The organism is Microbacterium sp. C23T (assembly GCF_053345975.1).
The window spans coordinates 1-13,404 of sequence record NZ_JBKFBD010000024.1 but is presented as its reverse complement, the minus strand read 5'-3'; the positions used below and the strand labels follow the sequence as shown (position 1 = coordinate 13,404).

The 13,404-nt window shown below is 70.3% G+C and carries 16 protein-coding genes and 1 pseudogene; 8 read left to right on the top strand and 9 right to left on the bottom strand.

What is annotated here, in order from left to right; all coding sequences use genetic code 11:
• Positions 1-2: 2 nt before the first annotated feature.
• Positions 3-1,346, bottom strand: a complete 1,344-nt coding sequence (locus ACLBXX_RS14125; RefSeq protein WP_447658525.1) for a DNA recombination protein RmuC — start codon at positions 1,344-1,346, stop codon at positions 3-5.
• Positions 1,347-1,470: 124 nt separating this feature from the next.
• The gene (locus tag ACLBXX_RS14120; RefSeq protein ID WP_447658524.1) at positions 1,471-2,073 is read right to left on the bottom strand and encodes a 3'-5' exonuclease; all 603 of its coding nucleotides are present in this window, start codon (positions 2,071-2,073) and stop codon (positions 1,471-1,473) included.
• 77 nt (positions 2,074-2,150) lie between these two features.
• Here ACLBXX_RS14120 and ACLBXX_RS14115 point away from each other — a divergent pair, with 77 nt between their 5' ends.
• Complete coding sequence (locus ACLBXX_RS14115; protein ID WP_447658523.1) at positions 2,151-2,909, top strand: class I SAM-dependent methyltransferase; 759 nt, start codon at positions 2,151-2,153, stop codon at positions 2,907-2,909.
• A 10-nt stretch (positions 2,910-2,919) separates the two neighbouring features.
• Here the strand turns inward: ACLBXX_RS14115 and ACLBXX_RS14110 are convergent, their stop codons facing one another.
• Positions 2,920-3,576, bottom strand: coding sequence for an SAM-dependent methyltransferase (locus ACLBXX_RS14110; protein ID WP_387146004.1), 657 nt, complete (start codon positions 3,574-3,576; stop codon positions 2,920-2,922).
• A 200-nt stretch (positions 3,577-3,776) separates the two neighbouring features.
• On the opposite strand from ACLBXX_RS14110, the gene ychF reads away from it, so the two are divergent.
• Together ychF and ACLBXX_RS14100 are read left to right on the top strand one after the other, a co-directional pair.
• Entirely contained in the window at positions 3,777-4,850 is a 1,074-nt protein-coding gene (gene ychF, locus ACLBXX_RS14105; protein WP_310291951.1) for a redox-regulated ATPase YchF, read from the top strand.
• A gap of 25 nt (positions 4,851-4,875) precedes the next feature.
• Positions 4,876-5,442 (top strand): alpha/beta fold hydrolase, encoded by a 567-nt coding sequence (locus ACLBXX_RS14100; protein WP_447658522.1) that lies wholly within the window; start codon positions 4,876-4,878, stop codon positions 5,440-5,442.
• A gap of 12 nt (positions 5,443-5,454) precedes the next feature.
• On the opposite strand, the gene ACLBXX_RS14095 is transcribed toward ACLBXX_RS14100, so the two are convergent.
• Positions 5,455-5,844: a hypothetical protein gene (locus ACLBXX_RS14095; RefSeq protein WP_447658521.1), complete on the bottom strand. Its 390-nt coding sequence runs from the start codon at positions 5,842-5,844 to the stop codon at positions 5,455-5,457.
• Positions 5,845-5,865: 21 nt separating this feature from the next.
• Complete coding sequence (locus tag ACLBXX_RS14090) at positions 5,866-7,242, bottom strand: pyridine nucleotide-disulfide oxidoreductase (RefSeq protein ID WP_447658520.1); 1,377 nt, start codon at positions 7,240-7,242, stop codon at positions 5,866-5,868.
• Between the two features lie 108 nt (positions 7,243-7,350).
• Between ACLBXX_RS14090 and ACLBXX_RS14085 the strand changes: the two genes are divergently transcribed.
• Entirely contained in the window at positions 7,351-8,067 is a 717-nt protein-coding gene (locus tag ACLBXX_RS14085; protein ID WP_447658519.1) for a phosphatase PAP2 family protein, read from the top strand.
• 64 nt (positions 8,068-8,131) lie between these two features.
• Positions 8,132-8,932 carry a DUF1206 domain-containing protein gene (locus ACLBXX_RS14080; RefSeq protein ID WP_447658518.1) on the top strand — a complete coding sequence of 267 codons (801 nt, stop codon included), beginning with the start codon at positions 8,132-8,134 and terminating at the stop codon, positions 8,930-8,932.
• A gap of 18 nt (positions 8,933-8,950) precedes the next feature.
• On the opposite strand, the gene ACLBXX_RS14075 is transcribed toward ACLBXX_RS14080, so the two are convergent.
• A complete protein-coding gene (locus ACLBXX_RS14075; RefSeq protein ID WP_447658517.1) occupies positions 8,951-9,727 on the bottom strand; it encodes a patatin-like phospholipase family protein in 777 nt (258 codons plus the stop codon).
• A gap of 154 nt (positions 9,728-9,881) precedes the next feature.
• Between ACLBXX_RS14075 and ACLBXX_RS14070 the strand changes: the two genes are divergently transcribed.
• Positions 9,882-11,066 carry an aminotransferase class I/II-fold pyridoxal phosphate-dependent enzyme gene (locus ACLBXX_RS14070; RefSeq protein WP_447658516.1) on the top strand — a complete coding sequence of 395 codons (1,185 nt, stop codon included), beginning with the start codon at positions 9,882-9,884 and terminating at the stop codon, positions 11,064-11,066.
• A gap of 28 nt (positions 11,067-11,094) precedes the next feature.
• Here ACLBXX_RS14070 and ACLBXX_RS14065 read toward each other — a convergent pair whose 3' ends face one another.
• On the bottom strand, positions 11,095-11,847 hold the full coding sequence (locus tag ACLBXX_RS14065; RefSeq protein WP_447658515.1) for an EI24 domain-containing protein: 753 nt from the start codon (positions 11,845-11,847) through the stop codon (positions 11,095-11,097).
• A 144-nt stretch (positions 11,848-11,991) separates the two neighbouring features.
• Here ACLBXX_RS14065 and ACLBXX_RS14060 point away from each other — a divergent pair, with 144 nt between their 5' ends.
• Entirely contained in the window at positions 11,992-12,243 is a 252-nt protein-coding gene (locus tag ACLBXX_RS14060) for a hypothetical protein (protein WP_447658514.1), read from the top strand.
• A 10-nt stretch (positions 12,244-12,253) separates the two neighbouring features.
• Here ACLBXX_RS14060 and ACLBXX_RS14055 read toward each other — a convergent pair whose 3' ends face one another.
• On the bottom strand, positions 12,254-12,733 hold the full coding sequence (locus ACLBXX_RS14055; protein WP_447658513.1) for a MarR family winged helix-turn-helix transcriptional regulator: 480 nt from the start codon (positions 12,731-12,733) through the stop codon (positions 12,254-12,256).
• A gap of 195 nt (positions 12,734-12,928) precedes the next feature.
• Here ACLBXX_RS14055 and ACLBXX_RS14050 point away from each other — a divergent pair, with 195 nt between their 5' ends.
• Positions 12,929-13,276: a DUF7882 family protein gene (locus ACLBXX_RS14050; protein ID WP_447658512.1), complete on the top strand. Its 348-nt coding sequence runs from the start codon at positions 12,929-12,931 to the stop codon at positions 13,274-13,276.
• Here ACLBXX_RS14050 and ACLBXX_RS14045 read toward each other — a convergent pair.
• Positions 13,273-13,404: pseudogene (locus ACLBXX_RS14045) on the bottom strand (IS481 family transposase); the annotation flags it as partial. The gene ACLBXX_RS14050 and the pseudogene ACLBXX_RS14045 sit on opposite strands and share 4 nt — an antisense overlap.

The window sequence follows — 13,404 nt, the reverse complement described above, 5'->3', positions numbered from 1 at the left end:
CCTCACTCGTTCGGCGAGGCGATGCGTGCGCGCACGTCGCCGAGCTCCGCGGTCGCGGAGAGACGCGGGTGTTCGACGTCGCGTCCCGTGTCGGGTCCGGGTCGCTCTTCGAGCCCGGGGAGCGTCTCGTCGAGCATCTCCGGCGCGGTGAGACGGCGCGGACTCTTCTCGATGGCGGCGGGCTCGTTGACGGCATCGAGCTTGGTGGCGTCGATGCCGGGGAACTTGCGCGCGCTCACCAGCACACGGGTCTCGAGCGATCCGGCGAACCGGTTGTAGCTGTCGACGGTGCGCTCGATCGCCCTGCGCAGGTCGTCGGCGTGCGACGCCAGCGACCCGAGCCGCTCGTAGAGCTGGTTGCCGAGGTCGAAGAGAACGCGGGCCTCCTGCGAGACGTCCTGCTGGGTCCAGGTGTACGCGACGGTCTTGAGCACCGCCCAGAGGTTCACGGGCGATGCCAGCGCAACGCGCTTGCCGAACGCATAGTCGAGCAGCGAGGGGTCCTCTTCCAGGGCGGCCGCAAGGAGCGACTCGCTCGGCACGAAGCACACGACGAACTCGGGACTCGACGAGAGTCCCGCCCAGTAGGTCTTGCGGGCGAGGGCGTCAACGTGCGCCCGTACGGCCTTGACGTGCTTGTCGAGCAGGCTGCGCCGACGAGCGCCCTCAGCGCCCTGCGCCGTCAGAGGGATGGCGCTCGCCTCCAGGAACGCGTCGAGGGGCACCTTGGCGTCGACGGCGATCGCCTTCTCGCCGGGGAGACGGATGACCATGTCGGGGCGGCCCGCGCCGGCGTCCGACGTGATCGACGTCTGCAGGTCGAAGTCGACGTGGCGCGTGAGCCCGGCGGCCTCGACGACGCGCCGCAGCTGCGTCTCGCCCCAGACGCCGCGGGTGCTGCCCGAGCGCAGGGCGCCGGCCAGCGACTCGGTGGTCGCCCGCAGGGCTTCGTCGGACTCGTGCGCCCGTCGCAGCTGCTCGGCGAGGGTGCCGAACTGCAGGTGTCGGTCGCGCTCGAGATCGTCGACCTTCGTGTGCATCGCGGCCAGCGTCTCCTGCACGGGCGCGAGGGCCCGCAGCACCGACTGCTCGCGGCGCTCGCGCTCCTCGCGGGCCGCCTGGTCGTGGCGCGCCTGGCTCGCGAGCTCACGGTAGAGCACCTGCTGATGCTCGAGCTGGGCCTGCACCCCCTGCCGCGCGGCATCCGAGCCGGCGAGCCGCGCGGTGAGGTCGGCCTGTTCGCGCGCGGCACGTGCCGCGCCGCGGGCGAGTCCCGCCGCCCAGCCCGCCATCACGCCGACAAGGAGACAGGCGATTGCCACCACACTGATCACGACTGCGTCCATGACTCCAGGGTGCCGGATGCCTCGGACATCGCCCGCGCGGCGGGCCGCAGGTGGGCGCACGCGGCCCGAGGCTCCGCTCGACGCGCCGGCGGCGAGTGGAGCGGCCGTGGGGACCGGTTCCGCGTCAGGCGACGGCGAACGAGACCGCGGGGGCTTCGGTGACCGAGATCTGCGACACCCGGACGCCGACCGCCTCGGTGAGGGCGTCGATGTCGTCGGCGCCCACGCGCCGCGCCGCGTCGATCATGACGTGCGCGCAGGCCATGGCGTCTGCGGTGGCGTTGTGGTGCGGAAAATCGGCGAATCCGGCCTCCGCGGCGACGAACGGCAGACGGTACGACTCGAGACGGTAGACCCTGCGGGCCACCTGCAGGCTGCACGCGTACCGGTAGGGCGGGCACTCGTCGCCGGTCGCGTCGCACGCCCGCTTGAGCACCGCCATGTCGAACCCGGCGTTGTGGGCGACGAGCACGTCGGATCCCACGAACGCGACGATCTCGGCGAGCTGGCGGCTCCACGGCGCCGCGTCGACGACGTCCTCCGGTCGGATGCCGTGGATGCGGACGTTCAGCTCGAAGAACACGTCGTGCCCGGCCGGCGGGCGGATGAGCCAGCCCGTCCGATCGACGATCTCGCCGCCTCGTACGCGGACGAGTCCGACCGCACAGGCCGAGGCGTTGCTGGAGTTCGCCGTTTCGAAGTCGATCGCGGTGAAGTCCAGAGGCACATGTCCAGACTCACCCCGGCCCGGCTGCGCGGACGGAAGGCGCGCCGGGCGCGCACTCTCGTCATAGGGTCGGAGACATGGCCAGTCGCGAAGAGATGTCGCTGTCGTTCGGGGCCGCCGCGGGCGCGTACGAGTCGGGCCGGCCGGATTACCCGCGCGACGCCGTGGACTGGATGCTCGCCCCGGTGCGCGAGCCCGGCCGCGCCGTGCGGGTCGCCGACGTCGGGGCGGGCACCGGCAAGCTCACGCGCACGATCGTCGAAGCCGGCGCCGAGGTCGTCGCGATCGACCCCGACGCCGACATGCTCGCCGCTCTCCGCGAGCACGTCCACGGGGTTCCGACGTTCGTGGGGACGGCGGAACGGATGCCGCTTCCCGACGCCTCCGTCGACGCCGTGCTGCTCGGCCAGGCGTGGCACTGGGTCGACCCCCTCGCCGCGTCCGCCGAGGTCGGGCGCGCGCTCCGCGAGGGAGGTGTGCTCGGGCTCATCTGGAACATCCGCGACGAGTCGGATCCATGGGTGGCGCGCCTCACGGCGGCGATGCAGGGCAGTCACGCCGAGGAGATGCTCGCGGGCGACGGACCCCGCGTGGCCGAGCCGTTCGACGGACTCGAGCCGCGCTCATGGACGTGGACGCGCTCCCTCACACGCGCAGCGCTCCTCGACATGGTCGCCTCGCGCAGCTACGTCATCACCGCGTCGGGCGCGGACCGGGCGGCGATCCTGGCCTCGGTGAGCGACCTGTTCGACGAGCGCCGGGTCATCGAGGCGACCGGCGCGGAGGTCGTGGACCTGCCGTACGTGACGCACGCGTTCCGCGGCATCCGGTCGTGAGCTCGACGGGTCACGTGCGCACGGAGCCGACGACGTGCCACGGCCCGCTGACCTCGCGGTAGCGCGGTTCGAGGCCGCGCCCGCTCAGCACCGCGATCATGGCGTCGGGCATGTGCGCGTACGCGCGATACGGGTTGCCCGTCAGGGTGTAGAAGGCGTTGATCGCGCGCGCCGAGAACCGGGCGAACAGCGTGCGCGGCGGGTGGCTGAACACGACCGCGCGCTTGGCTCGTCCGGCGGCGGCGCCGAGCAGGCGCTCGTAGTCCGGGTAGCAGCAGACGACGCGATGCAGCACCACGATGTCGGCGGGCTCCACCGCCTCGGGCGTGCTCGCGAGATCGACCCCCAGCATCCGTGTGGCGCGATCGCGCAGGCCGGCCTCGTCGAGCAGCCGTGCTGCCTCGGGCTCGTAGGCGGCGGACAGCTCGACGTTGGTCGTGTGGGACGCGCCCCGCTTCAGCGCCTCGAGCTGGATGTCGCCGATCCCTCCGCCGATCTCGAGCAGCGAGGCTCCCTCGAGCCCGACCGAGCCCGCGAAGTCGAGCACCAGGGCCGCACTCGGCGTGAGGCCGTCGCTCCGGTACTGCCGGGCGAGCCGCCGGGCGAACCGGGCGTTGAACTCCCGGTCGTAGCCCTCCGGCACCCGCGGCGCGCAGCACTCGTCCACGCGCTCAGTATCGCGTCGTGCGACACGCGCGGCAACGGGCGCGAGCGTCACGACGCGGCGGTGGCTCTCCAGCTGCTCGAGACCCGGTCGTGGGAGCGCTCGGGCAGCGTGCTCATGCGGTGGCGCGTCGACCCGGACTGATCCTCGGAGGGCCGGATGCCGCGGGGTGCAGCATCCGTCGCCATCTAGACTGGATGCCCGTGGCTCTCACCATCGGAATCGTCGGTCTCCCGAACGTCGGCAAGTCGACCCTCTTCAACGCCCTGACCAAGAACCAGGTGCTCGCGGCGAACTACCCTTTCGCGACGATCGAGCCCAACATCGGCGTGGTCAACCTGCCCGACCAGCGGCTCGACAAACTGGCGGAGATCTTCCACTCCGAGCGGATCCTGCCCGCCGCCGTGTCCTTCGTCGACATCGCCGGCATCGTCCGCGGCGCGAGCGAGGGCGAGGGTCTCGGCAACAAGTTCCTCGCGAACATCCGCGAGGCGGATGCGATCGCCCAGGTCGTGCGCGGCTTCGACGACGACGACGTGGTGCACGTCGACGGCGCGGTGAACCCGCAGAGCGACATGGAGACCATCAACGCCGAGCTGCAGCTCGCCGACCTCGAGACGCTCGAGAAGGCGATCACCCGGTACGAGAAGGAGGTCAAGGGCAAGAAGCTCGACCCCTCGGTGCTCGCCGCGGCTGTCGAGGCGAAGGACGCCCTCGAGCGCGGTGTGCTGCTGTCGGCCTCGGGCATCGACCTCTCGCCGATCAGGGAGCTGGGCCTCTTGACCGCGAAACCGTTCATCTTCGTCTTCAACGTCGATGAAGCGGTGCTGACGGATGCTGCGAAGAAGGCCTCGCTCGAGGCTCTGGTCGCACCGGCCAAGGCCGTGTTCCTCGACGCGAAGATCGAGTCGGAGCTCATCGACCTCGACCCGGAGGAAGCGGCGGAGCTGCTCGCCTCGACCGGGCAGGACGAGTCCGGTCTCGACCAGCTGGCGCGCATCGGCTTCGACACGCTCGGGCTGCAGACGTACCTCACGGCCGGCCCGAAGGAGGCCCGCGCCTGGACCATCGGCAAGGGCTGGAAGGCGCCGCAGGCGGCCGGCGTGATCCACACCGACTTCGAGAAGGGCTTCATCAAGGCAGAGGTCATCTCGTTCGACGACCTCGTCGAGACCGGCTCGGTCGTCGAGGCCCGCTCGAAGGGCAAGGCCCGGCTCGAGGGCAAGGACTACGTCATGCAGGACGGCGACGTCGTCGAGTTCCGCTTCAACGTCTGACGCTCGCTTCCCGGAAAGGCTTCCCATGACCGACACCACGCAGATCTTCGAGCCCGACGGACGCGCGATTCCGTACATCGTCGAGGGCGACGGGCCCATCGGCCTGGTGCTGATCGCCGAACCCGGCCAGGACGCGCTGGGTGTAGTGGGGCACTACCTCGCCGAGGAGGCGGGATTCCACATCATCCGCGTCGGCTATCGCACGAACGTCGACGCGGCGTCGACCGGCGATCAGGCCGACGACGTCGTCGCGGTCATCGATGAGCTGGGCCTCGAGCGCACGTGGGTCGGCGGGCACGGCCGCGGCGGCACCGTCGCGCGTGCGCTGGTCGCTGCGCACCCCGAGCGCGTCAACGGACTGCTGCTGCTGGGTGTCGAGGACGAAGACATCGCTCTCGCCCCGGTGATCCCGGTGCTGATCGTGCAGGGCGCGGACGACGAGGTGACCCCGCGCACCAACGGCGAGCGCCTGCGGGCGACGGCGCCCGAGCGGGCGAGCGTCAAGAACCTCGACGGTGCCGGTCACCTCTTCCCGCTCACGCACCCGATCGAGACGGCGGTCATCGTCGAGGAGTACCTCGACTGGGACTGAGGTCCCGACGCGTCAGCCGATCGGGATCAGGTACGCGACCACGGCCACGACGGCGGCGACGGCGAACGCCAGCAGGCTGATGAGCAGCGCCTTGCGCTGATCCTTCCGCCGGAACTCGGCGTCCTGGACGCTCGCCTCCTTTCCGAGGTCGCCGAAGTTGTACAGACCCCGGCTCGCGAACCCGACGCAGAAGTGGAAAGCGGCCTGCAGGAATCCCTGGGCCGACAGGAAGACCGGCAGCGCGACCAGCAGACGCCACGGAGCCGCCCACCCGAGGGCGAACGCGATGCCCAGGAAGACGACGGCGATCGCGAGCCCCCACCACCCCGACGCGCGTCGCCTGCGGATCTCGGCGGGACCGATGTTGCACACGCCGGGCTGGTAGACGGCCGTCTGGTTCATGGCGACATTCTGACGTACGGCCTATGCGATCCCCGCGAATTCCGCGAGACGCGCTCGCCCTGCGCCGATGTTCTCCTTGAACCTCGCCGCGGCGGCGAGCACGGCCGGGTCGTCCGCCCGCTCCGGAGCCACGCGCGCAGGGTTCAGCGGCGTCGTGTTCGACCACGCCCGCAGATCCGTCTCCTTCGACATCGCGAGCGACGCGTCGCCGCCGATCGTCTGCATCGTCGCCCAGTCGGCGGGGGTGTCGGAGTACGGCGAGGGGCGGCAGACGCGATTCTTCTCGGCGTCGTCGTCGCGGGTCGCCTCGACGTAGCCGGAGAGCGCTGCGCCATAACAGGGGAAGCCGACCCGCACCGGCTGCGGGGTGATGGCCTCCGGGGTCCAGATCGGTGTGAGGCCCGGGTACTTCAGCCCTTCGGCTGCGCAGTGGACGACGAGCGAATCGGCGGGCACGTGCACGTCGCCGTCGGCGAACGTCAGGCGTCCCCGGCCGACGGACTGCAGGTGTCCACGACGGACGACGTCGTCGATCGTCCGGACGAGGTCGAGCTCCCATGTGGCGAGCGTCGGCGTCTTGGCCATCGTCGGGGTGACCGCGGGATCGAAGCGCAGCATGATCCCGGCATCCTCCATCCGGAAGAACACGTCGTCGGGATCTGAAGCCGCCGCCGCGGCGGCCATCGTGTCGGCCGCCATGCCGAGGAAGATCGCCGGGTCGGGCTGTACGACGGCACGGTTGAGCAGCCACGGGTCGCGCGGACGGACCCACGTGATCGCGTTCGCGGCGACGCCGTTCTGCAGCAGCCACACGCACGTGTCGGTCGCCGTCTTGCCGGCACCGACGATGACGTAGTGGCCGGGAGCCTCCGCGAGGCGCACGAGGTCGTTGACGGCCACGACGTGGGCACCGTCCTCGACCGCGAACGGCGGGGGAGTGAGCAGCGGGATGTCGGGGGACAGGTACCGCGCGTCCACCACCCGCGCGCGGGGCGCATGGAAACGCGTACCGCTGAGCAGCGACACGAACCGGCGATCGCCCAGGTATTCGCTGCGGCCGTGGAAGGCGACCCGGCCTGACCGGACGAGACGGGCGAGCACGCGGGCGTAGTACTCCGATACCTCCGCGGCGCTCGCGCGTTCGTGCAGTCCCTGCTCGGGGCCGTCCGTCTGCAGCCGTCCGCCGCCGAGGAGCGTCGAGGCGACGCCGTAGAACGCTGACGCCTGGTGCAGGCGCACGAATCCATACGCGTCGAGCCAATGACCCCCGGCGCCGTGACGGCGGTCGACGATCGCGACCGACACGTCGTCGGCGGCCGTGGTGAGGGCGTCCACGAACGCCATCCCCATCGCCCCCGCACCGACGACCACGTAGTCGACGTCGACGATCGCCTCCATGCGCTCATCAGAGCAGTGCGCGTGCGGCTCGTCAATGGCCCATACGACACCCGGACCGCACAAGGCAAGAGGGCGCGGGCGAGACCAGGCCGCGTTCACAATGGTCGCGTGGGCGAGAACGAAGAACCGCAGGTCAGTCGCGCGCCGCTCGCCGTGACGCCCGACGAGCCGCTTCCGCACCCCGACCCCCACCGCGCGACGGTCCTGGTGATCGGCGTGGTGGCCACGGTGCTGTTCGTGGTGCTGCGGTTCGCGGTGGCGCTGGGCGGACACGATCCCCTTGCCGTCGACCTCTGGTGGGACGACGTCATGCTCGCAGGCTTGACCGATGTGGGTCTGGTGATCGCCTGGGTGCCCTCCATCGTGGGCGGGGTGGTGGGGGCGCCCGTCGTCGGGATCCTCATCATCACGGTCTTCCTCTGGCGTCGACGGCGATGGGATGCTGCGACCCTCGCCATCGCCATCGTGACCGTGACGGCGATCGGCGCCCCGTTGGCCGCGATCATCGCGCGGGTGCGCCCGTCGGACTCGCTCGCCGAGAGCGTGGCCACCTCGTTCCCCTCCGGTCACACGGCCGTCGCGACGACCATCGCCGTCACGCTGGGACTGCTGCTGCGCCGCTGGTACGTGTGGGCACTCGGAGCGGTCTGGATCGCCTACATGATGTGGAGCCGCACCTACCTTCACGCCCACTGGGCGAGCGATGTGCTGGCGGGATTCCTGGAGGGCGTCGCGGTCGCCTGCCTGGTGTGGAGTGCGATGCAGGCCTACCGCATCCGAAGGGCGATGTCGTCGCGGGCGTCCTCTGCGGAACCGGACGCCTGAGCACGCTTCTCGTGCGGATTTCAAGCCCCAATCCTGCGGGATTCCCCGGCGATACGCTTCGCGAATGACCACTGCGAAGAACGCGGCGCGGGCAGCGACGGAGTCGCCCGCATTCCGGACCATCGCCCGCATCGGCTACGTCGTGCTGGGGATCGTGCACATCGTCATCGGCTTCATCGCCATCTCGGTGGCGACCGGCGGCGCAGGAGAGGCCGACCAGGGCGGTGCGATGGAGGCGATCCGCAGTACACCTCTCGGGGTGTTCCTCCTCTGGGCGATCGCCGTCGGGCTGGCGGCGCTCGCCGTGTGGCAGGTCGCGCAGGCGTTCTTGGAGCGCAACCCCGACACCAAGAAGAAGTGGGGCTACCGCGTCAAGTACATCGGCACCGCCCTCGCGTACCTCGCCATCGCCTTCACGGCGCTCGTGTACGCGCTCGGCGGCAGCTCCGATTCGTCTCAGTCGTCGCAGACGCTCAGTGCCCGTCTCATGAGCACCCCCGGCGGGATCTTCCTGCTCGTGCTCATCGGTCTCATCGTCTTCGCCATCGGCGCGGCCTTCGTGGTCCGCGGGTTCACGCGCGCGTTCGAGAAGCACCTCGACCTGCCGACCGGAGTCGCCCGCAAGGGCATCGTGACGTTCGGGATCGTCGGCTACGTCGCGAAGGGCATCGCCGTGGCGGTGGCCGGCGCGCTGTTCGTCGTCGCGGCCGTCACGCACGATCCGCAGACGGCCGGAGGGCTGGATGCGGCGCTCCACACGCTCGCCGGCCTGCCCTTCGGGCCGATCATCCTCTGGGTGGTCGCCGCGGGTCTGATCATCTACGGAGTCTTCTGCTTCGCTCGCGCCCGCTACGCGCGGATGTGAGAGAGCGCCTCGCGACGATTACTCGGCCACGAGCGCGGCATCCGCGGGGAGCGACGCACCACGCTGTGCCGCAGCATCCAACGCCACCGTCGCCGCGCGGCGTCCTTCGGCGATGAGGCGCGGCACGTCGGTCATCCGCCACTGCGCCATGCCCTCCATCTCGGGCTGGACCAGCACGACCGACGGGTCGGCGACGAGATCCGCGGTGCGGGTGACGGTGCGCATCATGCGCACGTTCTCCCACTTCGCGTGCAGCCGCACGACGATCACGCGGGTGGCGCCGAGGGCGCGCGCCGCGGCGACCGGCACGTTGTCGATCATCCCGCCGTCCGCGAGCAGCGCATCGCCGCGGCGGATCGGGGGGAGAAGGCCCGGCACCGCGACCGTCGCGCGGAGGGCGGCGCTCAGCGGCCCCTCGTCGAGGATGATCCCGCGGCGCGTGCGCAGATCGGTGGCGTACGCGGCGAAGCGCCGGGGCAGGTGCTCGATGCGAGGGTCCTCGCCGAGGGCACGAGGGACGGCGTCGACGATGGCGGTGGTGTCGAGCAGACCCCAGCGCGGCGTCATCGACCAGCGTGCGATCGCGTTCCAGCGGAAAGCGTGTGCGGCGCGCTCGATGGCGTGCGCCTCCAGGCCCGCGGCGTACGCGGCCGCGACGAGGGCGCCCGAACTCGTTCCGGTCGCGATGCCGGGGCGGATGCCTCGCTCGGCGAGCACCTGCAGCACACCGACGTGGGCGGCGCCGAAGGCGCCACCACCACCGAGTACGAGCCCCAGCTCAGGGTCGTCGATCATCCGTCCTCCACTTGTCGCGCCCGGGCGAAGGTAGCACTGCTCGGTTGGGGAACGCCTGTGACGCGTGCCGATCGCGGAGGCGATTGACGCGCCCCGCGTCTGTTGGGATCCTGGGCGGGATCACGGATCGGCACTGGGGCGAGAGGTGACTGCCATGGCGATGTCGACACGGGCGACGGCGGCGAAGGCGGCGGTGGATGTCGTCGGTTCGTACTTCTCCCGCATGCAGGTCGTCGCGTCCGACCCGGAGGCACTGGTCTTCGCGTTCGGCAACCCGCACGAGATGGCGCTGCCCGGCCTCCCGGCGGCCATTCGCAGGAACGCCGAGCCGCGGACCGTCGACTGGTTCGCCTACAAGAGCAGCGAGCGGTCCGCGCAGGAAGTCGTGGCGGGCGCGCTGTCCGGAGAGCTGGGACTCGACTTCGAACCCGAAGACATCGCCATGACGCAGGGCGCCTTCGGTGCGATCTCCCTCGCGTTCGCGCTGCTGGCCGACGCGGGCGACGAGGTGGTGATCCCGGTGCCCGGCTGGTTCTGCTACGCGCCGATGCTCCACGCCGCGGACCTCGTCCCGGTCGGTGCGGACCTCGCGCCCGACACGTTCGACCTCGATGTCGACGCGATCGCGCGCGCGATCACTCCTCGCACGAGGATCGTCGTCGTCAACTCGCCCGCGAACCCCACCGGTCGCGTCTATCCGCCGTCGACGTGGGAGGCGCTCGCCGCAGTGCTCGAGAAGGCGTCGCGTGCCCAGGACCGCCGTATCTGGCTGCTGTCCGACGAGCCGTACCGCCGCATCCGCTTCGACGGCATCGCGTTCACGAGCCCCGCCGCGTACTACCCGTGGACGGTGATCGACTACAGCTACGGCAAGGTGCTGCTCGCCCCCGGAGCGCGGCTCGGCTACCTGGCGCTGTCGCCCCGGATCCCCATGGCCGAGCGGGAGGAGCTGCGCGCCGGACTCTTCCCCCTGGGGCTGGCCATCGGCTGGGGGTTCCCCGACGCCGTCATGCAGTACTCGGTGCCGGAGCTCGAGACCCTGTCGCTCGACACGGCCGAGCTGACGCGCAAGCGCGACCGGATGTACGGCGCGCTCACCGATGCCGGCTACGAGGTCACCCGGCCGGAGGGCACCTTCTACCTGTGGGGCAAGGCGCCCGGCGGCGACGCCCAGGCGTTCTGCGACACCCTCGAGGAGCGGGGCGTATATGTCATGCCCGGGTCGCTGTTCGAGCAGCCGCATCACTTCCGGATCTCGTTGACGGCGACCATGACGATGATCGACCGCGCGATCCCGCACCTCCTCGACGTGGCCTCGGATCACGACGGGTCCGACTGACTCGGATGCCGCGTCGCCGGTATTCCGGTCAGGCCGGAGTGTGAGCAGTCGGCGGGGTGGGATCGAGCAGCGACCGCGCGAGCAGCGTCGCTCCCGCGACGGCTGCCGGCATCGTGGCCACGGCGCCGAGCGGCACCAGGAAACACAGCTGCGTCGCGACGCCGAACCCCAGCACGCGGAAGCGTCTGCGGCGCAGCAGCTTCTTTCGGTCGCGCCTCGTCAGTCCGCGGGCGGTCAGCGCGCGCGAGCTCAGCTCGTCGGAGATCAGCCATCCGGTGAAGACCACCGCGAAGACGGTGCTCGCCACTGCGCCGATCACCGGGACGAGGCCGATCAGCGCGGCGACCAGTGCGATGCCCACGCCGCGTGCGATGAGCGACAGCCCGTCCGCGACCGAGCGCCAGAACCCGTAGTCGCCCTCGAGCTTCGGGGTTCCGGCGTCTGCCTCGACCCCCCTCCAGATCCGCTCGTAGAACGGATCGCCCACCAGCAGCGTCAGCGCCGTGAATGTGACGGCCACCAGCACGAGGGCGGCGCCGAGGAGCGCGGTGCCGACCGCGATGCGGAAGACGGTCGCCCACACGCCCGGCCAGCGGTCGGCGAACGGCGTCATCGCCTCGGTGAGCGCCGGCAGGGAGGCGCTGAGTGCGATGAGCCCGCCGAGGAACAGCAGGCCGACGATCGCCGCAGGAACGAGGCCGAGTGCCATGAGGCCGGGCCTCTGCCGCCATTGCGCGAAGCCGCGGCCGAGCAGACCGACCCCTCCGAAGAACTCCCGCATCGGCATCAGCCTAAGACGCCCTCGGTGGCGCAGCGCCACACTCAGATCGCGCGCCCGCCGTCAAGCCCCTCTTCCCGACGTCCGCGGGCGAGGATCTTTGACGATGACGCGCGACGAGGCGCGGACACCACCCAGGAGGTCGCCATGCTCGAGACATCGATTCCCGCGGTCCAGACCCGTCGCCCCGAGCTGCTGTGGGTGGGATCCGGAGCCTGGGTGGCCTGCGATCCGTCTGCCGACCCCACGGATCCTCGTCGTGTGGTCGCGTACCTGGAGTGCAAGGACGACCGCGTCTATGTGCTGTGGGTCGCGGGAACCGCCAGCGTGTGCGAGTTCGGATCGATCCGCGAAGCGCTCGATCAGATCGCACAGCGACTCGCGCCCGTGGTGCTCTGACCCGGCGCCGTCAGTTCGCGGGGATCGCGGTCCCCGAGACCATCGCGAGGACGTCCTCGAGGAAGGTGGCGACGATGCGCGCATCCCGCGCCGGCAATCCGGACGCGAGACCGCGCAGCTGCATCGTGAGCGGGTCGAGGTGGTCCGGGTCGACGTTGCGATCGAAGGGGCGGATGATCTTCTTGCGACGGTCGTGCGGGTGTCCTTCGACGACGACGAGTCCGCGTGCGACCAGACGGTCGATGAGCGCGGTGCCCGAGGCGGGGGAGAGGTGGAGCGCCCTCACGATCATGGAGGGGGTGATCTCCTCCGCGTCGACGTGCTCCAGGAGGTAGCGCATCGCTGCGCGGTCCGTCTCGTTCATGCCGGTCTGCTGCTCGCGCCGCCGGGCGAGCTTCGCCTCGGCCAGCCGCAGTCGTTCGAGCACGCCGGCCACATCGGGGCGTTGTCCGTCCGTCATCGCCGTCGACGGCATCGCGGTCTCCGTCACGAGCTCACTCCCTCGTCGGTCCCCACGCCGCGAACCGACGGAGGAATTCGTTTCATTCGACCACAAAACTCTCGAAAGCGAAACCTTCGATCATCGAACTTTAATTTGTTGAACATCCGATGACGAAAATCCCATTAGCAAAACGTTCGATGGCGAACTATAATTGGGACCACGCCTCCGGAAGGAGCAGTCCCCATGGCTGAACTCGCCTACGGTGCCGAGGGCACCCCGATCTACGTGCCGGAGCACCTTCTTGCACACGTCAAGTTGATCGTCACCACCAAGCTGCGCCGCAACGAGAGTTTCATGATGTCGTGGCGCCACGCAGACGGCTCAGGACGCTCGTCCGTGTGGCTGGATCCGTCGATCCCGCTCCGGTTCACCTTCGAGAGCGCCGACGAACCTCGGATCGACCACGCTCTGCTGACCCGCCTCGCCGCCGAGGCGAGCTCCAACGCCGGCCTCGTCCTCGAACTCGAGGAGATCCACCTGCTGGCTCCGCCGGCGACGACGTCCCCCGCGCTCGAGAAGTCCGTGGCCTAGGTGTGATGTCCAGGCAGGTTGTTGAGTCTGCTGATGGGTGCGGCTCCGATGGCGGAGTGTTGCCTGTGGTGATTGTAGAAGTGCAGCCAGTCGGGTAGCGCGTTGCGTCGTTCGGTGTCTGATTCGTA